Annotated in this window: 30 protein-coding genes; 22 read left to right on the plus strand and 8 right to left on the minus strand. The window is 56.7% G+C overall.

Annotated features, from left to right (window positions below; genetic code table 11):
* Positions 1–4: 4 nt before the first annotated feature.
* Together AC1Q8Q_RS11040 and AC1Q8Q_RS11045 are read right to left on the minus strand one after the other, a co-directional pair.
* The gene (locus AC1Q8Q_RS11040) at positions 5–1,471 is read right to left on the minus strand and encodes a 3'-5' exonuclease (protein ID WP_028622354.1); all 1,467 of its coding nucleotides are present in this window, start codon (positions 1,469–1,471) and stop codon (positions 5–7) included.
* Positions 1,468–1,923: a hypothetical protein gene (locus AC1Q8Q_RS11045; RefSeq protein ID WP_028622355.1), complete on the minus strand. Its 456-nt coding sequence runs from the start codon at positions 1,921–1,923 to the stop codon at positions 1,468–1,470. The genes AC1Q8Q_RS11040 and AC1Q8Q_RS11045 overlap by 4 nt, the downstream gene beginning before the upstream one ends.
* A 166-nt stretch (positions 1,924–2,089) precedes the next feature.
* Between AC1Q8Q_RS11045 and AC1Q8Q_RS11050 the strand changes: the two genes are divergently transcribed.
* The gene (locus tag AC1Q8Q_RS11050) at positions 2,090–3,148 is read left to right on the plus strand and encodes an RNA-guided endonuclease InsQ/TnpB family protein (RefSeq protein WP_102685597.1); all 1,059 of its coding nucleotides are present in this window, start codon (positions 2,090–2,092) and stop codon (positions 3,146–3,148) included.
* A 103-nt stretch (positions 3,149–3,251) separates the two neighbouring features.
* Here AC1Q8Q_RS11050 and AC1Q8Q_RS11055 read toward each other — a convergent pair whose 3' ends face one another.
* Complete coding sequence (locus tag AC1Q8Q_RS11055; protein WP_033045069.1) at positions 3,252–4,742, minus strand: DEAD/DEAH box helicase; 1,491 nt, start codon at positions 4,740–4,742, stop codon at positions 3,252–3,254.
* 260 nt (positions 4,743–5,002) lie between these two features.
* On the opposite strand from AC1Q8Q_RS11055, the gene AC1Q8Q_RS11060 reads away from it, so the two are divergent.
* Positions 5,003–5,548 (plus strand): hypothetical protein, encoded by a 546-nt coding sequence (locus AC1Q8Q_RS11060; protein WP_060763793.1) that lies wholly within the window; start codon positions 5,003–5,005, stop codon positions 5,546–5,548.
* A 24-nt stretch (positions 5,549–5,572) separates the two neighbouring features.
* Positions 5,573–6,574: a nucleoid-associated protein YejK gene (gene yejK / locus AC1Q8Q_RS11065; protein ID WP_043859657.1), complete on the plus strand. Its 1,002-nt coding sequence runs from the start codon at positions 5,573–5,575 to the stop codon at positions 6,572–6,574.
* Positions 6,575–6,640: 66 nt separating this feature from the next.
* Here yejK and sppA read toward each other — a convergent pair whose 3' ends face one another.
* Entirely contained in the window at positions 6,641–7,576 is a 936-nt protein-coding gene (gene sppA, locus AC1Q8Q_RS11070; protein WP_060763794.1) for a signal peptide peptidase SppA, read from the minus strand.
* Between the two features lie 133 nt (positions 7,577–7,709).
* Here sppA and AC1Q8Q_RS11075 point away from each other — a divergent pair, with 133 nt between their 5' ends.
* The 9 genes from AC1Q8Q_RS11075 to AC1Q8Q_RS11115 all read left to right on the plus strand — a co-directional run bounded on the left by AC1Q8Q_RS11075 (position 7,710) and on the right by AC1Q8Q_RS11115 (position 12,583).
* Positions 7,710–8,036 (plus strand): hypothetical protein, encoded by a 327-nt coding sequence (locus tag AC1Q8Q_RS11075; RefSeq protein WP_060763795.1) that lies wholly within the window; start codon positions 7,710–7,712, stop codon positions 8,034–8,036.
* Entirely contained in the window at positions 8,033–8,269 is a 237-nt protein-coding gene (locus AC1Q8Q_RS11080; protein WP_033045061.1) for a hypothetical protein, read from the plus strand. The genes AC1Q8Q_RS11075 and AC1Q8Q_RS11080 overlap by 4 nt, the downstream gene beginning before the upstream one ends.
* A 298-nt stretch (positions 8,270–8,567) precedes the next feature.
* Positions 8,568–9,449 (plus strand): prohibitin family protein, encoded by an 882-nt coding sequence (locus tag AC1Q8Q_RS11085; RefSeq protein WP_102685596.1) that lies wholly within the window; start codon positions 8,568–8,570, stop codon positions 9,447–9,449.
* Between the two features lie 77 nt (positions 9,450–9,526).
* Positions 9,527–10,207, plus strand: a complete 681-nt coding sequence (locus tag AC1Q8Q_RS11090; protein WP_102685595.1) for a hypothetical protein — start codon at positions 9,527–9,529, stop codon at positions 10,205–10,207.
* A gap of 26 nt (positions 10,208–10,233) precedes the next feature.
* Positions 10,234–10,764: a protein-tyrosine phosphatase family protein gene (locus AC1Q8Q_RS11095; RefSeq protein WP_102685594.1), complete on the plus strand. Its 531-nt coding sequence runs from the start codon at positions 10,234–10,236 to the stop codon at positions 10,762–10,764.
* Between the two features lie 269 nt (positions 10,765–11,033).
* Complete coding sequence (locus tag AC1Q8Q_RS11100) at positions 11,034–11,426, plus strand: hypothetical protein (RefSeq protein ID WP_102685593.1); 393 nt, start codon at positions 11,034–11,036, stop codon at positions 11,424–11,426.
* 66 nt (positions 11,427–11,492) lie between these two features.
* Positions 11,493–11,846 carry a hypothetical protein gene (locus tag AC1Q8Q_RS11105; protein WP_084341938.1) on the plus strand — a complete coding sequence of 118 codons (354 nt, stop codon included), beginning with the start codon at positions 11,493–11,495 and terminating at the stop codon, positions 11,844–11,846.
* A gap of 116 nt (positions 11,847–11,962) precedes the next feature.
* Entirely contained in the window at positions 11,963–12,220 is a 258-nt protein-coding gene (locus AC1Q8Q_RS11110) for a hypothetical protein (RefSeq protein WP_047297019.1), read from the plus strand.
* Positions 12,221–12,385: 165 nt separating this feature from the next.
* Complete coding sequence (locus AC1Q8Q_RS11115; protein ID WP_102685592.1) at positions 12,386–12,583, plus strand: hypothetical protein; 198 nt, start codon at positions 12,386–12,388, stop codon at positions 12,581–12,583.
* Between the two features lie 15 nt (positions 12,584–12,598).
* On the opposite strand, the gene AC1Q8Q_RS11120 is transcribed toward AC1Q8Q_RS11115, so the two are convergent.
* Positions 12,599–13,318 (minus strand): hypothetical protein, encoded by a 720-nt coding sequence (locus AC1Q8Q_RS11120; protein ID WP_102685591.1) that lies wholly within the window; start codon positions 13,316–13,318, stop codon positions 12,599–12,601.
* 122 nt (positions 13,319–13,440) lie between these two features.
* Between AC1Q8Q_RS11120 and AC1Q8Q_RS11125 the strand changes: the two genes are divergently transcribed.
* The 10 genes from AC1Q8Q_RS11125 (at position 13,441) to AC1Q8Q_RS11170 (ending at position 20,224) form a co-directional block, all read left to right on the plus strand.
* Positions 13,441–13,941 carry a hypothetical protein gene (locus AC1Q8Q_RS11125; RefSeq protein ID WP_102685590.1) on the plus strand — a complete coding sequence of 167 codons (501 nt, stop codon included), beginning with the start codon at positions 13,441–13,443 and terminating at the stop codon, positions 13,939–13,941.
* Positions 13,942–13,994: 53 nt separating this feature from the next.
* Positions 13,995–14,234, plus strand: a complete 240-nt coding sequence (locus AC1Q8Q_RS11130) for a hypothetical protein (protein ID WP_033045051.1) — start codon at positions 13,995–13,997, stop codon at positions 14,232–14,234.
* A gap of 13 nt (positions 14,235–14,247) precedes the next feature.
* Entirely contained in the window at positions 14,248–14,532 is a 285-nt protein-coding gene (locus AC1Q8Q_RS11135; protein WP_102685589.1) for a hypothetical protein, read from the plus strand.
* A gap of 14 nt (positions 14,533–14,546) precedes the next feature.
* Positions 14,547–14,822: a hypothetical protein gene (locus AC1Q8Q_RS11140; protein WP_033045049.1), complete on the plus strand. Its 276-nt coding sequence runs from the start codon at positions 14,547–14,549 to the stop codon at positions 14,820–14,822.
* A 12-nt stretch (positions 14,823–14,834) separates the two neighbouring features.
* Positions 14,835–15,185, plus strand: a complete 351-nt coding sequence (locus tag AC1Q8Q_RS11145) for a hypothetical protein (RefSeq protein ID WP_102685588.1) — start codon at positions 14,835–14,837, stop codon at positions 15,183–15,185.
* Positions 15,186–15,243: 58 nt separating this feature from the next.
* Positions 15,244–16,977 carry a DUF4942 domain-containing protein gene (locus AC1Q8Q_RS11150; RefSeq protein ID WP_158247791.1) on the plus strand — a complete coding sequence of 578 codons (1,734 nt, stop codon included), beginning with the start codon at positions 15,244–15,246 and terminating at the stop codon, positions 16,975–16,977.
* Between the two features lie 123 nt (positions 16,978–17,100).
* On the plus strand, positions 17,101–17,490 hold the full coding sequence (locus AC1Q8Q_RS11155) for a hypothetical protein (RefSeq protein WP_102685586.1): 390 nt from the start codon (positions 17,101–17,103) through the stop codon (positions 17,488–17,490).
* A gap of 25 nt (positions 17,491–17,515) precedes the next feature.
* The gene (locus AC1Q8Q_RS11160; RefSeq protein ID WP_102685585.1) at positions 17,516–18,202 is read left to right on the plus strand and encodes a GNAT family N-acetyltransferase; all 687 of its coding nucleotides are present in this window, start codon (positions 17,516–17,518) and stop codon (positions 18,200–18,202) included.
* 359 nt (positions 18,203–18,561) lie between these two features.
* Positions 18,562–18,987: a hypothetical protein gene (locus tag AC1Q8Q_RS11165; protein ID WP_023049073.1), complete on the plus strand. Its 426-nt coding sequence runs from the start codon at positions 18,562–18,564 to the stop codon at positions 18,985–18,987.
* A complete protein-coding gene (locus AC1Q8Q_RS11170) occupies positions 18,968–20,224 on the plus strand; it encodes a tyrosine-type recombinase/integrase (RefSeq protein WP_023049072.1) in 1,257 nt (418 codons plus the stop codon). The genes AC1Q8Q_RS11165 and AC1Q8Q_RS11170 overlap by 20 nt, the downstream gene beginning before the upstream one ends.
* 49 nt (positions 20,225–20,273) lie before the next feature.
* On the opposite strand, the gene AC1Q8Q_RS11175 is transcribed toward AC1Q8Q_RS11170, so the two are convergent.
* From AC1Q8Q_RS11175 to AC1Q8Q_RS11185, 3 genes are all read right to left on the minus strand, one after another.
* Positions 20,274–20,759 (minus strand): hypothetical protein, encoded by a 486-nt coding sequence (locus AC1Q8Q_RS11175; RefSeq protein ID WP_023049071.1) that lies wholly within the window; start codon positions 20,757–20,759, stop codon positions 20,274–20,276.
* Positions 20,760–20,902: 143 nt separating this feature from the next.
* The gene (locus tag AC1Q8Q_RS11180; RefSeq protein ID WP_023049070.1) at positions 20,903–21,262 is read right to left on the minus strand and encodes a histone-like nucleoid-structuring protein, MvaT/MvaU family; all 360 of its coding nucleotides are present in this window, start codon (positions 21,260–21,262) and stop codon (positions 20,903–20,905) included.
* Positions 21,263–21,448: 186 nt separating this feature from the next.
* Entirely contained in the window at positions 21,449–22,075 is a 627-nt protein-coding gene (locus AC1Q8Q_RS11185) for a hypothetical protein (protein ID WP_023049068.1), read from the minus strand.
* Positions 22,076–22,101 lie beyond the last annotated feature (26 nt).

Genomic DNA, 22,101 nt, shown 5'->3' on the forward strand with positions numbered 1-22,101 from the left:
TAGATCATGCGCGCTGCCCCGCTGCTGCTTCCATCTCCCGCTTGGCCTCAGCGTGACTTTTTTGGATCACGACCTGGGTGATGCTGTTGATCACCAACACCTTCTTTGCTCTTGTGGCTGCGACATAGAGCAAATTCAACTCATCAACCCGCTGATCAGGGGTGATCTTCTCTTCGTCGAAGATGTCTGGGAAATCTTCTTCCAAGACAACCACATCCCACTCCAGCCCCTTCGAGCGGTGGCAGGTGCTCACAATCACATCTGCATCAAGAGGATCATCCGTTGAGTTGCGGCGTAGCGCCGAGATCAACTTCGGAATGTCGTTGTGCTCCTTGAGTATCCTGAGCATCCGATTCATCTCGGCATCCTTCGACTCCTCTGCCGCTTCGGCAAACCCTCCAAAGTCGCTGAACTGCCCGAAAAGGCGCTTGTTGCGGATCTCATCCTTGCGGCCGACCTTCAGATGGTAAACATCCTCGAGGTCGGAGATTTGGTATGCCTCAATCCCCCCGTTCCAGTAGACAACTTGGCCGTCAGATACAGCATCAATGGCCGTCATGATCACGCCGATCACCGTGCGGTTGAGCACGGTGTAGTGGTTACATCCAGAGGGCAGCGATGTCGTCACTTTGTCGCGGGCACCAAACCCAACCAGGGGACGTGTTTCCCCTTGCTGTTTGAGGATCGCATTGGCTACGCCGGCAATCATCGGCCCGAACCGGAACGAGTTGGTCAAGAACATCGACGCCGCGCCCTGCACAATCTGCGTATCAAGTGCGTTCTCAGCCCCTCGCCAACGGTAGATCTGCTGCCATTTGTCGCCGACAAATATCTTCCTCGCCTTCTGACCAGCGACCAGGGAGGCAGTTACGGGGTTACTGTCCTGCGCCTCATCGAAAAGGATCACGTCATACGGCAGCTGGGGATTACTGAGCTGGAAGAGCTTCAGGTATGCGTCATGCTGGCAGGGGAATTTGCTCTCGGTATCGATCATCTCGTCCCAGAGTTTCTGGGCAGAATTTATCGTCCGGTCGAGGTGATCGGCTCCGTGCTCCGCTGCCTCTTCCTCGCTGAGCGCAGCAAAATAATGCGCCTCACTGATTTCTTCGTCAGCGCTCGAAAGGTAGGCATTGAGCACAGCGATAGCGTCTCGAACATCTCCCCAGTTCCGTGTTTTGAGGAGCCCGGCAGCATCCGTCAGACGGATGTTCCCGAGCTTGTGCTGATAGTGTCGGCCAAACTGCGGCCAGGCCAACTGGTGGGATGTCTTGCACACTACGTTTTTCGGAAACTTCTCCGCGCCTTCATCCCGGATAGCGCGGTTGTACGCCAGATAGAGCATGCGCAAGTGGCTGTGATGGTTGGCGTAGGCAACAAGCGTTGTCGTCTTGCCGCACCCGGCATAGGCCTTCACCACCAGATGGTCACCTTGGTATTCGATGATGGGGAGCTGTTCTGCGGTCGACTTCATTGAGGCGACTCCATTCTGTTTTTTGCACATTTGCCGCCGTAGACAGACAGCGCTGCTAAGCACCAGAACGAAAACACGGCATCAATCAGGTCGCCCATTGGGAGATGGCGAACAACCAGGGCTACCGGCTCTGTCACCACCAGGAACGTCGCATACCCTGCAACGGCATGCATTCCGAAGGTGCGTAAGGCTGCTGCTGCTATGAGGAGGGGAAATAGTGTGTAAAGCGCCAAGCTATGCGTGGAGCTGGAGCTCGGGGCGAGGTGGGTACAGGCGACGACCATGCCAACCGCTACTGCCATCAAGCCGGCAGCGTGACGACTGGACATCGAGCGCAGCTCTTCGCCGCTGTGCCTGAACGTCAGAATCATGACCGCGTGCGAGCCGATGCCTGCCAGGTAGTCAATGAGTGGTGATCGGCATATCGCCGGAAGATATTTTTCGCTGGGCATGTGAGTCTCCTTAGGTGAGGAGATCGTTTCATGCAGGTCGCGGGGAAAGGTCTGGTTTCGGGCGGTTTTTTGGTCTGAATTACGCAGACGCCGCCCTAGATCGGGGCGGCCGGAGAATAGCGATGGCTCACCTTGGGTTATTCCAGAGCTATGGCACGCTGCCGACATGAAGCACACCAAGACCCTCCAGGTTCGCGTTCGAGACAAACACACTCAGCTGCTGCGCCAGATGGCCCGGCAGGTGAATTTCGTCTGGAACTACCTGAACGAACTCAGCCATCGCTCGATCCGTGAGCGCGGGGTCTTTCTGTCGGCCTACGACTTAGATCGCTATACCCAGGGCGCAAGCAAGGAACTGGGCCTGCACTCGCAGACATTGCAGGAAGTGTCGCGGGAATACGCCACGCGCCGCCGGCAGTTCAAGAAGGCCCGGCTGAGCTGGCGTAAATCGATCGGTGTTCGCCGCTCGCTCGGCTGGATTCCGTTCAAATCCGGCGCAGCGAGCTGGAAGAACGGCCAGGTGTTCCACAATGGCAGATGCTTCAAGGTCTGGGACAGCTACGGGCTGGGCCAGTACCGCCTCCGCTCCGGCAGCTTCAGCGAAGACGCCCGAGGCCGCTGGTATTTCAATGTGGTCGTCGAGCTGGAGACCCAGCTATCGACGGGGCAAGGGGCCGTTGGCATCGACCTGGGCCTGAAGGACGTGGCCACCTGTAGCGACGGGCAGCGGCTGGAGAATGGCCGTTTCTACCGCGACCTGGAGCCCAAGCTGGCCAGCGCCCAGCGTGCCGGCAAGAAAGCTCGGGTGCGGGCAATCCACGCCAAGATAGCCAACCGGCGCAAGGATGCCTTACACAAATTCAGCCGCTCGCTGGTCGAGCGCTGCAACACCATCATCGTGGGCGATGTCAGCCCGCAGAAACTCGTCAGAACCAGGATGGCCAAGTCGGTGCTCGATGCCGGCTGGGGTCAACTGAAAACGATGCTGGCCTACAAATGCGCGCACGCAGGCATCGTCTTCAGGGTCGTGAACGAGGCGTACACCACCCAAACCTGTAGCTGTTGCGGTGCATTGCCCGCCAGCAGGCCGAGAGGTATCGCAGGGCTTGGAATAAGGGAATGGATCTGTGAGTGCGGTGTCACTCACGACCGCGACGTGAACGCGGCCAGGAACATTCTCGCGCTCGGGCATGAGCGTCCTGGAGAGGGAATCCCCGGCGTTTAAGCCGGGGGAGGATGTCAATCCTTGGTTGTTGAAAAATCGCATGGGTGTTAAGTCCCAGCTGAAAGCAGTGAAACATGGCTCTAGATAATCCCAAGCCACCGGCTCACCCGAATCGGCGTTTGCTTTTGGCGCGACGGACGTTATAGCCCTTCACCCAGCTTTTCATGTCTTCACTCGGTGGTTTGGGTTGCACGGTACCGATCCATGCGCGATCTGGCAGCTCTTTCATGTATGCCTGGTATGCGTACTGAGCCCACCCGTCTTTCTTGCCGGTCTCACGGGCGTACCCAAGCAGCTCACAGAAAGTGTGCTGTTTACTGGTCGGCCCGAGCACTTTGCGTCGATCGTCTAGCTTCACCAGTTTGCCGGTGGCCACCGCCACCCCATCCGGTATTACGATTTCATTGCCACACTTCGGACAGAGCAATCCGCTGAAAACAAAGCTGCACTTCGGACATGGCTTGGTTTTTTTCTCCTGATCGCCTTTGTCCTGCGGGCGGCGGTCAAGACGCTCCCCTTCCCCATTGTCCATGGCATCGGGCACCTCGTCCGTTGGCTTCCCGTTAAGCAAGAGGTTCCCGGAGTGGTCAATGATAATGCAGTCGATTTTTCCAGTTTCAGGCGAGAGTCGCAGCCCGCGGCCAATCATCTGGTAGTGAAGCATCAGGGACTTGGTAGGCCGCGCTATCACGAGGCAACTGGTCGAGGGGTCATCAAACCCCTTGATCAGCATAGCCACTGAGACCAAGACCCTTATCTTGCCCGCCTTGTACTGGCGCAAGATCTCCTCGGTCTCATGCGGAGGCATATAGCCATCGATATGAGCTGCGGCAACCCCAGCTTTTAAAAACTCAGCAGCGAGCTTCTTGGAATGCTGGACGTTGCAGGCGAAAACCATCGTTTTGCGGTTTTCACCCAGTTCTTTCCAGTGCGTTACCACGTCACCAAGCAGCTTGGCGTCACCCATGACCGTGGCAAGCTCGTCCTCGATCCAGTCACCATTCGGCTTCGTGCTCACCCCCTTCAGCGAAGGCACGGAGGGCGCGTAGCACTGTGTAGGGACAAGGAAACCTTGGTCTGTCAGCTCGGAAAGGGAGATGCAGTTGACCAGTCTGTCAAAGATGCGGCCCAGGCCTCGCCGCCAAGGGGTAGCACTGAGCCCGATAACTGGCACCTTGTTCCGCCGGCACCACGTGATCAGCTCAATATGGGCTTCGTGGATGACATGCGCCTCGTCAATGAGAACAAGGTGTGGTTTGTGGTGGTTGAGCATGTAGTCCAGGCGCGGACGCAAGCTCTGGATCGTTGCGACCTGGATGGGTTTTCGATAGTCAGTGCAGGGATGGTCTGACTGAATCGCACCGGCGACCAATCCATCTTTGTGGAACCGCTCAAGCGTCTGATCGAGCAGCTTCACGCTGTCGACGATGAACCAGGCCCTCCGGTTCTTCGCCTGCGCACCGGCAATGATGTGCTTGGCCACCTCTGTCTTACCGGAGCCCGTAGGACTCATCAGCATCTGAATGATCGCGCCAAGGCTTATGCCCTTGCGGAGTTCAAAATCCTGCTGTTGTTGGTAGGGTCGGAGCTGCATCGAGGTTTCCCGCTGTAAGAACTACAGGTAGGAAACCATCGCTTCGAAATAACCCAAGCCAGGTGCTCGATCCGTGGAATGGAGACGGCAACAGAGCGCAGCCTGATTGAGACGGATATTTTTTCCTGCCAATGCGCCGATACAGGCTCTTCCTGATGCTCGCATCTCGACTTGGGTTTTCCGGCCGGCGTGCGACTGTGTTCGACATTGCCTGAGCTTTCGCACAGGCGTCGACGCAGGCCAAGAGATAGGAGTCGTAGATGGATGACGTAGGAAAGGCGCGCGCTCGCAAGTTTGCTGAGTCGCTGCGGCATGCAAGCTGGGTTATCGATGATGAAGCAGCCGGCGCACGAAATGCCGTTGGATTCTGGCTGTACTCATACAACCTGGTTGCTGGCCCCCGACTCGTTGGCCAGCTGACGCTGGACGGCTATCGAGCAATGCAGAGCGGCGAGGATCTGAAGAATCTTGACGGACTTCAGCCCGCTGATGTTCTCGGCGCAACCCTCAGCGCCTATGACGCTCTGCCCGAGCGGAGCCGCAATGCAGGGGAGTCGCAAACCGTCATATCAGCACTGTCGCTATACGCCAGTTCAACTATGACCTGGCAGGCGCTGCCGCCTCTCAAAACTGGAGCGCACCAACACTTCATGGTGTTCGATTGGCTCACGGCTTCCGGCAAGAGGATTTTTCGCCCCGCCGCTGCAATCACCGGTTCCGTTCTTGCTCCTGAAATCCTGACCGACTTCAGTAAGCAAGTGCTCACCGCCCATTTGTCGAAACACCCCCACGAAACGCCTTACTAACCCCAAACTACAGGGACTTTGCTCATGCCAATCCGTCACATCATCGTTCATCAGATCGACAAAAAACCTGATGGTACTCCAGCCGTCCTGCACGCCCGCGACAGCGAGCTGGGTGTGTCGCCACCCATCGACAACATGCTCGCCGATCTAAACGAGAGCTACAACGCAAAGCAGGGCAAGGCCTGGGGGCTCTTCCATGCGGAGTCCGGCGCTTATCCCTTCAGCCGATGGCTGAAGGAGTACATCGAGGGCGGCCAGGACTTCACATCTTTCACTCACGCTGCCGTAGAGCACCTGCAAAAGCTGATGGAAGAATCGAACCTCTCCACCGGCGGCCACGTCCTGTTCGCCCACTATCAGCAAGGCATGACCGACTACATGGCCATCGCCCTGCTGCACCACAGCGACGGCGTGGCGGTGACCGACGCCCTGGACGTGACCCCAGCCAAGCACCTGGATCTCGGCCAACTGCACCTGGCAGCGCGCATCAACATCAGCGAGTGGCAGAACAACAAGCAGTCCAAACAGTACATTTCGTTCATCAAGGGCAAGAACGGTCGAAAGGTCTCCGACTACTTCCGTGATTTCATCGGTTGCCAGGAGGGTGTAGACGCCCCCGGTGAAACCCGCACCTTGCTCAAGGCATTCAGCGATTTCGTCGAGAGCGAGGATCTGCCCGAGGAGCAGGCGCGGGAGAAGACCAATACTCTGGTTGGCTACGCGACCAGCCAGGCGAAGTTGGGCGAGCCGATGACGCTGGAGGAGCTGTCCGGGCTGATCGATGAAGATCGACCAAAGGCGTTCTACGATCACATCCGCAACCGCGACTACGGACTGTCACCTGAGATCCCAGCGGATAAACGCACCCTGAACCAATTCCGCCGCTTCACCGGCCGCGCCGAAGGTCTGTCGATCAGCTTCGAGGCCCACCTGCTGGGCTCCAAGATCGACTACGACGAGAATGCCGGCACGCTGACTATTCGCAATCTACCCACTCAGTTGCGTGATCAACTCAAGCGCGGCTAAAAAAATGCCCCGTCCATCTCTGGACGGGGCAGATACTGCTTAGCCTGGCCGGGTTCCTGCTGGGCTTTAGCGCAAGCTCAGGCCGTCGAACCCAAGCCGCAATGAGAGGTGTTCGGCAACCGAAGCGCCGATCTTGCTGGCAAAGCGATCCAGGGGATTCTGTTTGCGGGTGAAGTCAACGATCTTGCTCACACCTACGACTTCACGAGCCACGTAGTCAGAATCACCCAGGCGATCAACCAGCCCCAGTCCTACCGCTTGCTCACCAGTCCATATCAGCCCCGAGTATAGGTCGGGATTCTCCTTCGCTTTCAAACGCTCTCCCCGCCCAGCCTCAACCGAGCGAATGAATTGGTTGTGGGTTGTTTTGAGCACCCCTTCCCAGAACTTCGTCTCCTCTTGATTTTGAGGCTGGAATTGATCGAGGAAGGCCTTGTGTTCGCCGGACGTATAGGAGCGGCGTTCGACCCCAAGCTTTTGCATGAGCTCGACGTAACCAAAGCTCGCCGCGGTTACACCGATCGATCCGACCAAACTGGCCTTGTCCGCAAATATCTCATCGGCTGCGCTGGCAATGTAATAGCCACCGGAGGCCCCCAGATCTGTGATGACGGCATAAACCTTCGTGTCTGGATGCAGTGCACGCAAGCGGCGAACTTCGTCGTAAACATGGCCTGCTTGGACGGGACTACCGCCTGGGCTGTTGATTTCCAAAATCACAGCTTTCGTATTCTCACTTTCAAAGGCCTTGCCGAGGCTACGCTTCAGGTTCTCAGCGCTCGCTTCCTCCCCATCCGCAATCACTCCCCTCACCTTGATTTTTGCTGTTACCGGCACATCGGCCCCAACGCCATCAAGGTCTGCCCTTCCGCCGACCACAAAGGCAGTCACGACGATCCCAAGAGTCGCGAGACGGAAAAAATTCTTCCAGCGACGTGCTGAGCGCTGCTCTTTGATGCTTGCTTGCAGCGTTCGCTCCAAGACTTCAAGGCTTTGATCCATGGGATTTCCGTCAGAAAATTTATACACGGCTATTAAACACTGAGGAGAAGCAATCCTGAACAGGCAACGGGAACTTGGGATTCTCGACGATCGTGAGAGAAGGAGGCAGATCAACCTATACGGAGAACCATTTATGCAGGTCGTCACGCCCCAAGCCCGGCATCAGGCTGGACTTAACCTCAGCCTGGCCATTGGAGTTACTGGCTCACCACAAGCACTTTCTCGACTGAAGGCCAAGCTCGAATTAGCTGTTGAGGATGCTTTGCAAGATCTCTCCCAACAGGCCAGCAATGAGCTTGGAATTGAGATCGGTCGCTGCAACATCGAAACGTCCATCTCCCAACCAGAGCGCGACGGTTCGGCGTCGAGCTTGCCCCCCAAGAGTGATTCGGCGGAGCAGCTGGGAGTCCCCTCGGGGTCTGCATCCTCAGCTCCCCTGAAAGCAGGATCGTGCCTGTGAGCGCCGCATCCGCCGTGACACATCACCTCGAGCACGAGCGCTTTGTAGTGCGGGATATCTCTGACCAGTACGAGGCACCGACCTTTGACCTGATTTTCCGAGACCAGGAGCACGGAGTTGAGCGTTGCTCCGACAGCGTGTGGAGTTCGCACGAGCAAGCCTCGGTAGCAGCGGAGGCACTGGAAAAGGCGGATCGCCGTCCAGTTCACTGGGGTGTGTTGAAGAGCCTCTAAAAGGAGGCCCATAGAAATCAGGCGACCGGCTGTGTCGCCTTTTTTGTTCTCGCTTTTCCTTGCGCGGCCGGCCCCACGACTCAATCAGCTTGGTAGCCGGCCGCATTGAGGTGACTTGGGTTTTTTAAGTCGGCCTATAACGTGGCCAATGCAACCGCGACTGAAACCGAGGAGAAAAACACCGCACAACCGCAAACAGCGCAGCCCGCTTTCAGGCGAAAAAACCGTCTGAAATCGAGACCTTCCTCAGCCAATACCTAACAAACTAATCGCCGACCAACCAACAAGGATCATCGGAATGCAATTCAACAATTTCTCATCCTCGTCCAAATCTCCCTTGGCTCTCGGCTCGATTGCCATTGTGGCCGTTATAGGTATGGGTCTGCTGCTTGGCTCGTTTTATACCGTCGACGAGAAAGAACGCGCAGTGGTCCTGCGCAACGGTGCCTTCATGGAGGTGGCAGATCCAGGGCTGCATTGGAAAATCCCCTTCATCGACAGCGCCAAAGCGATCTCGATACAGAACAACGCCACCAAGTGGGACGGTTTGCAGGCATACAGCCGTGACCAACAGGCTGCAACGTTGTCGGTCTCGGTCAGCTGGCACGTGCCGGCAGGCGAGGTCGCGGAGGTCTACAAGGGCTACGCCGATCTGGACGGCCTGCTGACAAGAGCAATCAGCCGGCATGTCCCAACACAGGTGGAAAACGTCTTCGGTCAATACACCGCCGTCAATGCCGTACAGCAACGCGGCAAGCTGGTTGCCGATATCGCCTCTGCAATCAAGAGCGCAGTCAGTGGGCCGGTGGTGATCGACAGTGTGCAGGTCGAGAACATCGACTTCAGTGACGCCTACGAGAAGTCGATCGAAGAGCGCATGCGCGCTGAGGTTGCCGTGAAGACTCGCGAGCAGCAACTGGCCACTGAGCAGATCCAGGCGCGGATTGTCGTCACCCAGGCCCAGGCTACCGCGGATTCGGCACTGGCCGCCGCACGTGCCGAAGCGGAAAGCATCCAGCTGCGCGGTGAAGCGGAAGCAAAAGCCATCGACGCCCGCGCCCGCGCCCTGGGCAGCAACCCCGGCCTGGTCGAGCTTACCAAAGCCGAGCGCTGGAACGGCGTGCTGCCTACCACGGTACTTCCAGGCGGAACCCTGCCGTTCATCGACGCCAAGAAGTAATCCTTCCTCCCACACAAGAAGCCCGCAAGCCTGACCAGCTCGCGGGCTTTGTCATTGAAAAAGGGATCAATCTACCAATGTCCACAGAAATTCCCTCTTCCGATATGCCCAAGCAGGCCCTGCTAACTCAGGCTGAAAAGCTCATGAGCATTGTCATCGCGACGGCTGGCTTGCTGATCTTCGCGTGGCTGGCGATCTGCGTCCTCGCATCCGCCTGGTTGACCTTCCAGGTGCCAATCACCAACGAAGATATGCGGAACGCATCGTTCCTCAGCCCTCGAGTTGGTCTTTACTGGCATGGCTCCGTAATGGGGGGACTACTTGCGCTGTATGGGCTAGGGCAACTGCTAAGCCTGCGCGTGGCCGGCTTCTTCCTGGTCGTGCTGGGCATGTTCTTCATCTTCGCAACGTCCGAGGTAAGTGCTCTGCGTCAAGGCATCTTGGACGGTGATATGAAAATCGGCTGTTTCAGCTACGAGTCACTGGAGTGTCGGAAAATGCTCAAGCTGCCAGAGGGCGACGGCCAGTCCATCTACCGCAATCCGAGCCAAAAGAGAGAGGGTGGTTACGCGCCATGGTATGAGCCGATCCGGGCACATTTGCATACCAAGGTTACGGCGCTGCTGCCAAACACCATTCCCGGTGTTGCTTTTCTTCAGAGCCCGGTCATCGCCGCGTTTCATGTCGGCAAACTACAGAACGTAGTGGAAGCCCAGCGCAGCGATGTATCGAAATTCAGGGCCTCGGTAACCCAGTAGACATGCCGGTGGCAACGGAGAGAAAAATGCACCGAACCATACCCAGCTGCACCTTCTTATCGCGCAGCGAGGCTGAAGCATACTCGCCAGGCCCTGACTGCCATCTGATATCGATATCTGATGGCCTTGAAGATCAGGCCTGCATCGACGAAGCACGCTGGAAGAGCGTGAGCTACCACCACTTCATTGATGCTGGCTTTGACGAAGAAGTCATTGAGATATACGGGCCAGATTTTGAGCGGAATTACGTCGATTACCTGCTCAGCAGCAAGGCTGACGTGCTGCGGGAGCGCATACGAGAAATTGCAGATAGAGGGGAAAATATCGCTGTCAATTGCCAGGCCGGCCGATCCCGCAGTGCCGCGGTTGCTTTGTTTATCAGCAAACATCATGGGTACCAACTGCATAAGCCGACCCCAGACGCAAACCAGTGTGTCTACCGGATGTTGGCCAATGATGTTCACCTGATGGCGGCCTACCGTGCGGCAAGCACTCCAGCGGAACCAGAAGCGCCAAAGCGAAGCCTTCTCTCGGCAATCAAATCGCTGTTCTCCTGAGAGAGCAGAAGACCGCAGCGAGTCATGGTAAATTAGGCCCTGGGCAGCTTCATGGTAGAAGCTACGCTCCCAAGACACTCCTCCCCTCACCTGTCTCGTCTGTGGTGTCGCTGAAGCTGCCCATTTTATTTCCGAAGCCCGCCAGGCTTGCCCTAGGCGGGCTTTTCTTTGAGCAGCGCACTGTCGCTCAACCAGCAATTGGGTTTCCCTCTAGCCACCGTACTCTGGCCATCTTCACGAACGATCAACATTCCTCAAGGCAAAGGACTATGACTGACCGCCCGATCACCGCCGCAGTCCTGGATAGGCTCTTAGAATCCTTGGATAGCGCACCTGTCGAGTGCGATGGGATGTGCAGGCTGGTTGCTACCCGGTTGGCTCAGGCAGGAATTCCCTACCAAGGCATGCTTGGCCAACTGCTCGTTGCTGGCCGGGCCGTTTCTCCCCACTACTGGATCGAGGTTGGGATTTACCGGGTCGACTACCGCGCCCGGATGTGGCTCGGCACCGATCCTGAAATTCCCCACGGCGTTTTTCCTCTGGATGGGAGGCCTTCAGCCCAATACACCGGCATCAGGGTGCAAATTGATCCCCTGCCCCCTTCTGTCTACGAAATCCTGATCATGCCGCCGCTTGGCATCGGCCCTCCCGTGGCTCGTTGAGTTTGGTTGGGATTCCCAGCTCATGCCGTAGCCTGATGGCATCTCCTGGATAACTCGGATCGCCATATGTCTTACACCACCGCCACCATCACCGAACTGTTTGGTCTACGCGACAAGGTAGGCCTTACAACCGCTTCGGGCTTCAAAGCTCGTGTGCGCTTTGTTCAGCTGGCCTACCGCCACAATCTCGTGCATGAGATCACCAGCTACCAGTTGTGGGATCGTGGGTTTGAAGGGCTGGGCGAGCGTACTTTTGATACCTGCTTCGAGATGGGAGACAGTCCCGAAGTTATCGCAGAGCTGATCCGTGACGCGCGCACCCACGGCTATGCAGGAAACATAGAGATGGAGGTAGGAAATCCCGACTGCTTCGCCCGTTGGTGCGGCTACGCAGACCGCCAGCAAGAGCTTGCATTTTGAGGACTAGCACCTAGAGCAATCTCAGCCCGGTTCGCCGGGCTTTTTGTTGGCTTGGGATATTCCGGAATGGAAATAGCCTGAAGGCATCTCCCCCTCTGACAACAAGGAGTTGCCTCATGCAGTCCCCTTCATTCAAGTCGAGCTATTTGCCGGAATACCTTGCATGGCTCATGTTCCTAGCCGGGGTGGCCAATGCCACGCTGATCTGGTCTGGGGTGTTCGCAGCCGCGCCTCAGGCTTTCCTGCTGCTTTTTGGCGGGCTTTTCGGCACCGCTGGCATCGCACTCCTCGGCTTACTCATGTTGGCCACCTGGTGCGCCCTGGGGTTACTGCTGGCCGCTCTTACCCGCCGGGCGCTGGAGTGTCGGTCATGAGATTCAAGAAGTACCTGCTTCGTCAGGAAAAACGCACTGTCACAGAGCGAGTCAACTACCCCGGCCTGAAGGTCGGAGCTTGTGAAAGCAGGCTGGGTTGACCAGGGAAAGCGGTATTAACCCGCTCCGTTTGCACCAGGTCGAACCGAAGCTGCGTATTTCGCCTTGAATGCAGAGACCCGAGCCAAATGCCGTGCAGCCTGGAACGCCTGGGTAGGCCCGAGCGATCCGCTGTACCTGATCTATGTCGTCAACCAGTTCAACGGCGTAGGTGCCGCCAGAGAGGCCAGAATGGCCGCAGACCGGCAGGCCATGAACAGCCGAATCATGGCCCGCCTTCAGGCTCAGCCTGAATTGCTGTGAGATGGTTTGCTGTGGCTACCTGCCGGCCGGCTTCTTCTTGGCCGGCAATCTCTCTACGTTGGCCGAGTGCTCAATGGCTATTTGGCGATGGACAAACTCCAGGAATTCCTGCGCCGTCCGGTGTTTTGGCTTCCAGCTTTCACACAAGCTAAGTGCGGCCGCAATGTCCGCCTTTGGACTCCCACTCTGCCGATAGTCGAGGATTTCAGATAATCCGCGCACGATGTCTGTATAAGCGAAATCGACGTAGCCACCCAGTGCCTTTTCCTTGAGCGCTCGCTGTAGTCGCTCCTGGTACTGACTTGTCATGGTTGGGACATCATAGAAATCCAGGATGAATTTCTCCTGGTGAAGCGCCATCGCCAGCGTTGTAATCCGTATTGCGTCCTCCGCCGTTGCCTGGGGCCTCGGGATTGCAGCTCTAACCTCGGCGTCAATCAGGGCCTTGCGAGCCTTAAGCCGAGCCTCCCTCTGCTTCTCCTCCCGGCGCTTGATCTCTTTGGCGTGCTCAACACGAATATTGATCGAGCGGACGATCTCTCCAGCCTTTCGGATAGCGTCAGCCTCCTCCGGCTCGAGGAGTTTATGCAGTGGGCCTCCCAACAATTTCTCAAGCTGGGTCGCCGTGCCAGAAAGCGCCGTTTGTTGGGCTTTCAGGCTAGCGGCGTTGTAATACTCCAGAACGGCCAGGACATCCTCCGCGCTGATTCTCCAGTGAATTTTATCTTTTCCCATTTTCACTCTTCGCTCGTCCGGACAGCCAGTGGCGTTCAATCCTGCTTCAGGCCAGGTGCTTGGGTTGTGCCTGGCAAGTGGGATAATCCATACATCTTAGTAGCTCTCCAACAGGAAAACCTATGCGCAGCGGGCTAGATTCGGCTGAGGATGACTTCAAAAAATGGCTCAGCCCTTCCGTGGTGGTTGACTCCTCGGGTTTTCCTTTGCTGCTGGAACATCGAACCAATGGGGAGTTCGACACCCTTGATCCGTCCAAAACGGTCGACGGTGGGCTTCATTTTGGTACCTCAGAACAGGCCTCCATGCGTGCTGGCAAGGGTTCCCGTGTCATCCGAGCCTATCTGAAGGCGAAGAATATTCGCCGAAGCAAAGATCGCGGCGGTAACTGGAAATCCATAATCGCGAGCGCGAAACGTGCGGGGATGGATGCAATCGTCTATCTCAACCGCTACGAAGGGCTCACCACCGAGGTGATTGAGCGGCTAAGCGCTAGTGGCGACCTCAGCCGGCTCGACGACATGACAGATGCGCAGTTTAGAAAGGTAGTGCCCGAGGCTCGGGACAGTTACATCGTGTTCAGTCAGGATCAGCTTTGGATTCAACGCGAACGCTCTGAATAGACACCCTAAACCCAACCGATAGCGACACCCAACCACAGAAGGAGAATGACCAAATGGCCGATCAACTGGATTACCTCGACGCATTGGCGCTGCGCGTGGCCAAGGGCGACCTTGACTGTGTTGGTGCCCTGAGTCGTGGCGAATACCTCTATGTCGCACTGGCCGCGAACAGCGCCGAGCTGCTGAACCAGAGCAATGACACTATCGCCGAAGCACTGGCCCGCCTGGGGCCTGAATGGACTGCGGCGCTGATCGAGCGCTGGCAGTACAAAGGCAATCCAGCCCGCTACTGAGGGAACTCGCCCCATGCGTGCCGACCTGCTAGACCGCTACATTGCCCGCCTGTGCGCTGAGTCGGCGGGCCTCGATTCGCTGCATATTGACGTTCCCTATATGGCCGGCCGCAAGCGCTACGAAGCCGGCAGGCCCTGGCCCAACCCGCTCGGCCTGGTCTACCGCGCGCAGCGTATCGCCCGCCTGGGTTATGCCGACGCCGCGCACGGCCGCCCGGTGCGGAAACTGCGCGACAGCGCTGCGCCGGTTACTAACGTGACCTACCCAGCGCCTGACCCCGTGACCGTAACGAACTGAAAGGAACCCGCTCCATGCGAACCCTGACGCTGCCACTCAAAGGCGAGTATTTCGACGCGATCAAGGCTGGCGTCAAGCCGGAAGAATTTCGGGCTGCCACACCCTATTGGCGTCGGCGTTTGGAGGGGCAGAGCTTCGACCAGATAGAGCTGACACGTGGCTATCCGAAGCGCGGAGATGACGCACGAAGACTTGTGTTGCCCTGGAAGGGCTATCGCTTGACGACGATCGTTCATCCGCACTTTGGGGCAGATCCAGTCGAGGTTTTCGCCATTGATGTTTCGCGCTAAGGAAACGGTTCAGTGAATCCGATCAAGCAGCACTACCGACTGAAAAAACCATGTGCGAATTGCCCGTTCCTGAAGGAGGGAGCCATTCCGCTAAGCCGCGGGCGCTTGGAGGGGATTATTTCTACCCTGATCGAGGATGATCACTCGACTTTCCAGTGTCACAAGACCGTGCATTCAAAACGGGGTGGCAACTGGGACGATGAGGGGAGCTATGAGTCCTCGGGGCACGAGTCGATGTGCGCAGGCGCTGCGGCATACCTCATGAAGAGAGGCAGGCCGACCGTGGGTATGCGATTTGCCTTCGCCACTGGAGATGCTGCCCCCAGCGACTGGGATTCAGCGAGAGAAGTCGTGATCGACTGACAGCTTGGGATTTTTCGGGACAATGAGAAGTTGGTGGAAACCAAGGAGGTTTTCACTTATGCAGCTTTTCGAGAACGACCGTCATTCCAGTCCAGTCCTTCATGGCGATGTCATCGACCAATTTTTTGCCCCCGTTCAGTTTGACGCGCTGACGTTGCTGGCCGGCGATTACGAGCGCGAGAAGGCCCGTGTCATTGAGGTACATGGGATCATCACCCAGGAAAAGGTTTCTGGTGTGCTGGGTTATTTCTTCGATGGTAATGGCAATGACCAGTACGGTCGTAGCGCAAGCATTCGCCATACCAGCGCCTTCGGCGAAATATTCCAGCTTGAGGGCGCGCTGAACGAGTTGACCGCAGCCTATTGGCAGCGTGCGCTCAATCAAACCGACCTTATGGAGCACATGCCGCAGGCCCGCCGTAGCCAATGGCACAAAACCCTGAACGCCTGGCGCGACCACAAATACAAACGCGGCGAGAACCCTGAGCTGGATATGCCAGAGTTCAATCTCGACAACCTGCGTGCAACGATTCAAAGCCTCCTCTCCCGCCGTGTTGAATTCTTGGCCGAGCGTGTTGATGGCATCTTCCGAGCCCTGTCGCGTACCCATGTGACCAATCAGCCAGAAGGCTTTTACAAGCGCGCAATCATGAGCCACGTCTATAACGACTGGGGATCGACCGATCATGACCGTGAGGGCTATATCCACGATCTACGCATGGTGGTAGCCAAGTTCATGGGCCGCGATGATCCGTGCCGTGCTTCTACCACTCGCATCCTGCACCTGGCACGGGCAAGCCGGGGCGAGTGGGTTGAGATAGATGGCGGCAGCGTTCGCGTTAGGGCATACAAGGTGGGTACCGCTCACCTTGAAGTCCATCCGGACATGGCATACAGGCTCAATAGCGTGTTGGCGTTCCTGCACCCGATGGCCATCCCGGAGAGCTTCCGCAAGCGCCCAGCAAAGCCGAAGGCATCTGGCTTCAACAGCAAGACACTTTACGAGCGCCCCCTATCGAACGCTGTGACATCGCTGCTCAGCAGCGCTGAGACATACTGCTACCTGGAGAAGACGACCAACTTCCGCCGCGAATACGACCGAATTAACGTACCCAATACGCTGTGTATCTCCGTGCGCGAGCGTGCGGACAGCAAACACCTGCTTGATGAGGTGGGCAGCGTCATGGCGGCTCTGGGCGGGGTTCTGACCACCTGCCCCAAGCATGGCCGCCTAACCTACTGGCAGTTCGACTATGACCCGCGTGACGCTGTTGCAGAGGTTGCCGCACGTGGCAGCATTCCCGACCAGAAGAGCTATCAGTTCTACCCGACCCCTCCGAATCTCGCACAGCGCCTAGTGGACTGGCTGGATATCAGCCTGCTCGACACTGTATGCGAACCTCAGGCTGGCCAGGGCGGCATTGCTGATCTGCTGCCCAAGGATCGCACCCGTTGCGTCGAGGTCAGTCCGCTGCATTGCCAAATACTGAGAGAGAAAGGACACAACGTCATCGAGGGGGATTTCCTCGCCTGGAAACCTGGTACCTCCTTCAGCGTGATCGCCATGAATCCGCCATACAGCGAAGGCCGCTGGCATGAACACCTCCGTCACGCCGGCACACTTATTGAAACCGGCGGACGACTTGGGGCAGTGCTGCCGACAAGCGCCCGGAGGCTCGCTGCCGATCTGCTACCTGGCTTCAAGCTCGAATTCTCCGAGGCGATTGATAACGCATTCGACGGTACATCTATCAGCGTTCTGCTGCTCAAGGCCACTAGAAAGCCCCTGTAATCACCACACCCGCTTTACCCAGACGGGCGACGGCTATAGCGCGGTGCAGTAAATGCACCTACTTGAGTTGGCAATTTCTCCCGCGCTGGCATGCTTATGCGACAAATCACTGGAGCTTCATCTATGCGCAAATTGTTCATCTACGCCCTTGTTGGCCTCTCGCTGGTCGGCTGCGATTCGTCGCGAGATTCGGGGGGCGCAGCCGGTACCGCTGCTGTCGAGCACGAGCGCACTCTGCGCTACAGCAAAGCAGAAGACGGCTCGACGGTGATTCAAGCTATTCGCATCACAAACGGCCAGCGTGCGGTCGATACAGCAGCTGGGAAGGACGCAGTTCAAAGCAGGGGGGGATTCATGAACCAAGTCGCCTTCAAAGAATGTGGCCGTGTGAACTTTGCCAGCACGGGGCCTGGTGAGGGCGTTGTTCAAGGCATCCATACAGGGCGTGGGATGACTGCTAAATGCAAAATCCGAAACTGGGACGGTCAGTGGCATATTGTTGAAAGCAGATAATCGAAGCGAGCACAAAGGAGTAATCATGGAAGTTGTTGCAATCAAAAGCCTTAGAACACTTAGTCATTCGCAGAAGGAAGAAATACTGCGGATGGCTGAACGCTATAGCCTAGATTTGGTCAACCGGCCAATCAGCGCTGATCACCCCATGTTCGGCGTAGTTCGCGCCTGGATGCTGACTGATATCGCCCTTCAGCTTGATCCAGCAATTAGCCTTCAGATCAATTCTGAAGTAGTAATCGCTGTAAATGTTGCATCAAAAGTTATAGGTTTCATGACCCTGAGCCGAGCTAATGACTCCGCAACTGCTTGTGGAATAAATTATATCTGCGTTGATTCAGCACATCGCAATCAGGGGGTCATGACTGCGATGATTGACAGCCTGAAACCACGCTTCACCGATATAGCACTCAGCTGCTTTCCAACACTCGTAGAAGCGTATGAAAAGATCGGATTCGTAATGTGCGAGTCCCAAGGAGCTCAAGTCGCTATGCGAATTGGCGACTCGTACAATATGAATGTCATAGACCCCAATTACTTGAACAGTCAAAGAGCCGTTTCGCTGGAAGCACAACGCTTGATCAACGAGCTCGGCCCTAAGCGAGCAGTCGCTATCAATGATGAGTATGACGCGGAAACAAAGCGCATCTCTAAAGAGGTCACGGCTTTCGTTGAGAAACGCAAAACAGCGGCATCGAAAACGGGCTACTGACCACGGTCGGACTTAGCGGTTCATGATCCATCTACATAGGTTGGTCAGGCAACGACCCGGCCGAGAACTTAGGCCACCTGCCGGGTTGGTTGCCCCTCCCCCTCCTCCCCTACCTCTTCTATTCCAAACATACATGCTTTCGCCGGGCTGGGTCCTCTTCATTCCTGGTAGGGTCAAACAGCTCGAGCGCAACTGTGGGCTATGGTGTGGGACATATCATTTGGGATTTTCCAAACGTCTTATAGGTTCTGGCCTGTAGCCGATTTGTATGGGGATACCTTATCCTCCTACATTCCGGCGAGATCTGGCGCGATCGCAGTATCAGCGCCTGCGAACCAACGAGCCGCGAGGAATCCGTAGTGAAAACCCATGATTCGAATGAGCACGCTCAAAGCGAGCCGATTTCTGGTGAGATTTATCACGTCACGCCAACCCGTCATCTCGAGTCCATATTTCGTGATGGCTTACGGCCGCAGATTGGGCCTCGCTCCGCGCTACTCGGTGAGGCCAAGGAAATGGTCTATTTCTTCGGGTCGATGCTGGCAGTAGAGGACGCACTCAGTAACTGGCTTGGTGAAGCGCTCGATGACGAGCCTGGAGCGATTTCCGTTCTTGCCGTCGATCGCTCAGGTTTACACCTCGTTTCAGATGGTAGGTACGAGCTTGCGTGTCCTCACCTCATTCGGCCGGAGAACATTTCTCTCGCTTTTCAGGATGATGTGCCGGCGGATGAAAGGAACGGCCCGGTGACCGGGGGGGCACCTCATGAGCAAACTAACCCCTAAGTTCGTCAAGGATGTCGACCAGCCCGGCTCCTACCAGGACGGAAGGGGGTTGATTCTTCGTGTATCAGCTACCCTGCGGAAGAGCTGGGTCTTTCGCTATATGCTTGCGAAGCAACGGCACGATCTTGCCCTGGGTACGTTTCCTGCCTTGAGCCTCAGAGACGCACGACTGGAGGCTGACAAGTACCGACTCGATATCGCACGCGGCGTTGATCCAGCCGCTGAACGCGCGAAGGCCAAAGCTGCCAAAGCATCGCGAGCCACAACGAGCCACACATTTCGGGCGTCGGCAGAAAGGTACATACGCACGCATTCCTCGAGCTGGTCCAAGAAGCATCACCAGCAATGGCAGAATTCCCTCACGAAGCATGTCTACCCTGTCATAGGCGGATTTCGGATAGCCGAGGTCGACACGGACGATATCCTGGATGTGCTGACGCCGATCTGGAGCAAGATCCCGGTTACTGCGAACCGCATCCGGAATCGCATTGAGCTCGTGCTCGATGCAGCCAAGGCACTGAAGCTTCGGCAAGGCGAAAACCCCGCACGGTGGCGCGGTCACCTCGACAAGCTCTTGCCCAAGCAATCGCATACGGTAGTCCCCTTCCCGTCTCCGACACCTTCACGAACGGCCGAGCTGCTGGCCAGGCTCGACTCGCTGGATGGTGCAGCAGCTCGTGCTGTTGAGTTCGCAATTCTGACAGCAACACGTAACCAGGAGGTGAGTGGGGCCCAGTGGGCAGAAATAGATTGGGAGGAGAAAATCTGGTTGATCCCGGCAGGACGCATGAAAGCGGGCAAGGCTCACCGGGTACCACTTACGGACCAAATGATCGAGGTGCTACGGCAGCAGGTCGGAAAGCATGCCAAATGGATATTTCTCAACTCCTGGCGCACAGGCCCGATTCCCGGCAACGCAATGGCAAGGGTGCTCGATCAGCTCAAGGTCGATGGAGTGGTACCGCATGGGTTCAGATCTACTTTTCGGACGTGGGCCGCGGAAGAAACCGATCACCAGCGAGAGGTTTGCGAGATGGCTCTCGCACACACCCTCAACAGTAAGGTCGAAGCAGCATATAACCGAGGTGACTTGCTGGATAAACGTCGCGCTCTGATGGAGGATTGGGGTAGATTTCTTGCCGCCAATGCTCCCCAGGTGAGGGGTAAAGTGTCGGAAGTTTCGGAGATGCCCCCTAATCCGGGGTCTGACCCGGCCAAGGTCCAGCCGGCTGCCTGATGGAGGAGATGATGGGCGCTCTGCTAGGAGCGCCCGAGTAACAGCCAGCTTATTCGCTGGCTTGGCCGAAGGTGGTGCCTCGAATATTGTTTGCCTCGTCGCAGATCCGAGCTACCTCCAGTAGTGCCTTCAGCGCTCTATCCTCCGTCTCCCTCGTGGCAAAGGCAATCATGAACCCATGCAGCAGGCCGGCGAGCATTGCCCCACTGTCAGCAACGTTTCGGTTCCCTGCAACGGCGGAGAATTGCTCCAGGAGGGCAGCAGGTGCCTTCAGAAGAAATTCCTGGCCGAGGGATTTTCCGATACTTGCTGCATGAACACACTGGTGAGCCAAAGCTTCTTCAGGCGACATCGGTGTACCGTCATAATGCTCGAATGACGCCTTTACATGGTTGCGACCGTGCATGCCGGCAGCGATGCTTTCAGCTCCCTGACGGATCTTCTCAACTGCAATACTGGCTATGCTGAAGTCTGTTTGCGCTTCATCCATAACCGCGGCCAACAGGCGCTCATCGACGTTTTCAGTGCTTTCCATCTGATCCTCCGTTGATAGTTATTTACCTCCATTTCAAGTTCTCATTCAATTGGAAAAACCCAAATTCCCGTGGGCAAATCGAGCTCATAAAAAAGGCCGGGATCACCGGCCTTCTATTCTGGAAGCTCAGCGCAAGCGCCGGCTCACTGGGTTCGCCATGTCTCGACTACATCAGCTCCATGCTGTTGCTTCCATTCCTTGAGCGTCTTCTGGTTGCCGCCCTTGGTCTCAACGATCTCACCCGTGTTGGGGTTCCGATAGATCTTGACTGCTCGTTGGGCACGAGGTTTGCCAGGCTGATGGGAAACCTGCTTGCGATAGTCCGGGTCAAGAATCGCGATGATGTCACGCAGGTTCTTGCCATACTCAGACATCAAGGATCGTAGCTTTTCCTCGAACTCCATCTCCTTCAAAAGGGCTTCATTTCCGCTCAGCTTCTCCAGTCGGTCCTGAAGCTCCTTGATGGCTTCCTCTGTGGCTCGGTACTCGGTGATGAGGGACATCTTGTCTCCTTGGTTTTGGTTTCATGGCCTGAGCCGTGACGAGATGCGCCAGGCTTGCTAGAGCTGCTGGTTAAATCATGCCTGCCGTTGCAAGGAATGCATAGCCTGCAAGGAATCCGGCGGAAGGCCAGAAGGCATAAAACTGAATGTTGGCGAAGAGTTTCTTGTTCATGTCGTCCAGGAGGGCTAACCCTCCTCCTCCAAGCGGTTGATTTCGGCAATTACGCCCTGCATGTTTTCGATCGCAATTTCGGCGGCTTTCCGGGCCTTGCCGAACAGTGATTCCTTTCCTTCAAGCAGGGAGTCGAGGCGGTTGTTCTCGCGCCGGAGCTGCTTAGCAATGGCATCAAAGTCTTCACCCTCAGGGGGTTTCTTGCCCTGGAGCTTGAGTTCCATGGCTTCGGACTGCTTCAGCATCAGATCGCGAACAACGGTACGCTGAGTCGCGCTTTGTTCGTCGAACCCATTGATGCTTTCGAAAACCTTCACGGCCGCTTTCGCACTGGACAAGGCTTTGGTGCCTACTTCGGACTTCCCTGCCTTGGTTTGAGTGGCTGCCTTCTCAGTATTCACGCCAGATGCACCATTGCTGCTCGAGGGAGCATCGTCACCTCCCGCCTGGCCGCCGGCGGCCTCGGCTGTCTCCTCTTCGGTGCAACCTTTAGCCATCTGCTGAGAAATACTCGCCGCCCCATCTGGAGCGTCGTTCGTAGCACCTGAATCATCAGCGGAAGAATTGGACGCGGAGCCACCCTCGCCACCGAAGAGGTTCGGGCCAAAATCCATTACGGTGTCTTCCTGAGGTGTTTGCATGTGGGGTACTCCTTTTCTGTTCGGGC

This window comes from Pseudomonas sp. GW823-FHT06B06 (assembly GCF_058795195.1).

What these genes read in the sequence shown, in the direction of transcription:
- AC1Q8Q_RS11180 (WP_023049070.1), bottom strand. Translation starts at nt 21,262, where the DNA reads ATGTCCCTCATCACCGAGTACCGAGCCACAGAGGAAGCCATCAAGGAG.
- AC1Q8Q_RS11175 (WP_023049071.1), bottom strand. Translation starts at nt 20,759, where the DNA reads ATGGAAAGCACTGAAAACGTCGATGAGCGCCTGTTGGCCGCGGTTATG.
- AC1Q8Q_RS11130 (WP_033045051.1), top strand. Translation starts at nt 13,995, where the DNA reads ATGGCCGATCAACTGGATTACCTCGACGCATTGGCGCTGCGCGTGGCC.
- AC1Q8Q_RS11075 (WP_060763795.1), top strand. Translation starts at nt 7,710, where the DNA reads ATGCAGGTCGTCACGCCCCAAGCCCGGCATCAGGCTGGACTTAACCTC.
- AC1Q8Q_RS11050 (WP_102685597.1), top strand. Translation starts at nt 2,090, where the DNA reads ATGAAGCACACCAAGACCCTCCAGGTTCGCGTTCGAGACAAACACACT.
- sppA (WP_060763794.1), bottom strand. Translation starts at nt 7,576, where the DNA reads ATGGATCAAAGCCTTGAAGTCTTGGAGCGAACGCTGCAAGCAAGCATC.
- AC1Q8Q_RS11045 (WP_028622355.1), bottom strand. Translation starts at nt 1,923, where the DNA reads ATGCCCAGCGAAAAATATCTTCCGGCGATATGCCGATCACCACTCATT.
- AC1Q8Q_RS11170 (WP_023049072.1), top strand. Translation starts at nt 18,968, where the DNA reads ATGAGCAAACTAACCCCTAAGTTCGTCAAGGATGTCGACCAGCCCGGC.
- yejK (WP_043859657.1), top strand. Translation starts at nt 5,573, where the DNA reads ATGCCAATCCGTCACATCATCGTTCATCAGATCGACAAAAAACCTGAT.
- AC1Q8Q_RS11155 (WP_102685586.1), top strand. Translation starts at nt 17,101, where the DNA reads ATGCGCAAATTGTTCATCTACGCCCTTGTTGGCCTCTCGCTGGTCGGC.
- AC1Q8Q_RS11160 (WP_102685585.1), top strand. Translation starts at nt 17,516, where the DNA reads ATGGAAGTTGTTGCAATCAAAAGCCTTAGAACACTTAGTCATTCGCAG.
- AC1Q8Q_RS11085 (WP_102685596.1), top strand. Translation starts at nt 8,568, where the DNA reads ATGCAATTCAACAATTTCTCATCCTCGTCCAAATCTCCCTTGGCTCTC.
- AC1Q8Q_RS11095 (WP_102685594.1), top strand. Translation starts at nt 10,234, where the DNA reads ATGCACCGAACCATACCCAGCTGCACCTTCTTATCGCGCAGCGAGGCT.
- AC1Q8Q_RS11090 (WP_102685595.1), top strand. Translation starts at nt 9,527, where the DNA reads ATGTCCACAGAAATTCCCTCTTCCGATATGCCCAAGCAGGCCCTGCTA.
- AC1Q8Q_RS11120 (WP_102685591.1), bottom strand. Translation starts at nt 13,318, where the DNA reads ATGGGAAAAGATAAAATTCACTGGAGAATCAGCGCGGAGGATGTCCTG.
- AC1Q8Q_RS11185 (WP_023049068.1), bottom strand. Translation starts at nt 22,075, where the DNA reads ATGCAAACACCTCAGGAAGACACCGTAATGGATTTTGGCCCGAACCTC.
- AC1Q8Q_RS11100 (WP_102685593.1), top strand. Translation starts at nt 11,034, where the DNA reads ATGACTGACCGCCCGATCACCGCCGCAGTCCTGGATAGGCTCTTAGAA.
- AC1Q8Q_RS11105 (WP_084341938.1), top strand. Translation starts at nt 11,493, where the DNA reads ATGTCTTACACCACCGCCACCATCACCGAACTGTTTGGTCTACGCGAC.
- AC1Q8Q_RS11060 (WP_060763793.1), top strand. Translation starts at nt 5,003, where the DNA reads ATGGATGACGTAGGAAAGGCGCGCGCTCGCAAGTTTGCTGAGTCGCTG.
- AC1Q8Q_RS11140 (WP_033045049.1), top strand. Translation starts at nt 14,547, where the DNA reads ATGCGAACCCTGACGCTGCCACTCAAAGGCGAGTATTTCGACGCGATC.
- AC1Q8Q_RS11125 (WP_102685590.1), top strand. Translation starts at nt 13,441, where the DNA reads ATGCGCAGCGGGCTAGATTCGGCTGAGGATGACTTCAAAAAATGGCTC.
- AC1Q8Q_RS11135 (WP_102685589.1), top strand. Translation starts at nt 14,248, where the DNA reads ATGCGTGCCGACCTGCTAGACCGCTACATTGCCCGCCTGTGCGCTGAG.
- AC1Q8Q_RS11150 (WP_158247791.1), top strand. Translation starts at nt 15,244, where the DNA reads ATGCAGCTTTTCGAGAACGACCGTCATTCCAGTCCAGTCCTTCATGGC.
- AC1Q8Q_RS11055 (WP_033045069.1), bottom strand. Translation starts at nt 4,742, where the DNA reads ATGCAGCTCCGACCCTACCAACAACAGCAGGATTTTGAACTCCGCAAG.
- AC1Q8Q_RS11040 (WP_028622354.1), bottom strand. Translation starts at nt 1,471, where the DNA reads ATGAAGTCGACCGCAGAACAGCTCCCCATCATCGAATACCAAGGTGAC.
- AC1Q8Q_RS11110 (WP_047297019.1), top strand. Translation starts at nt 11,963, where the DNA reads ATGCAGTCCCCTTCATTCAAGTCGAGCTATTTGCCGGAATACCTTGCA.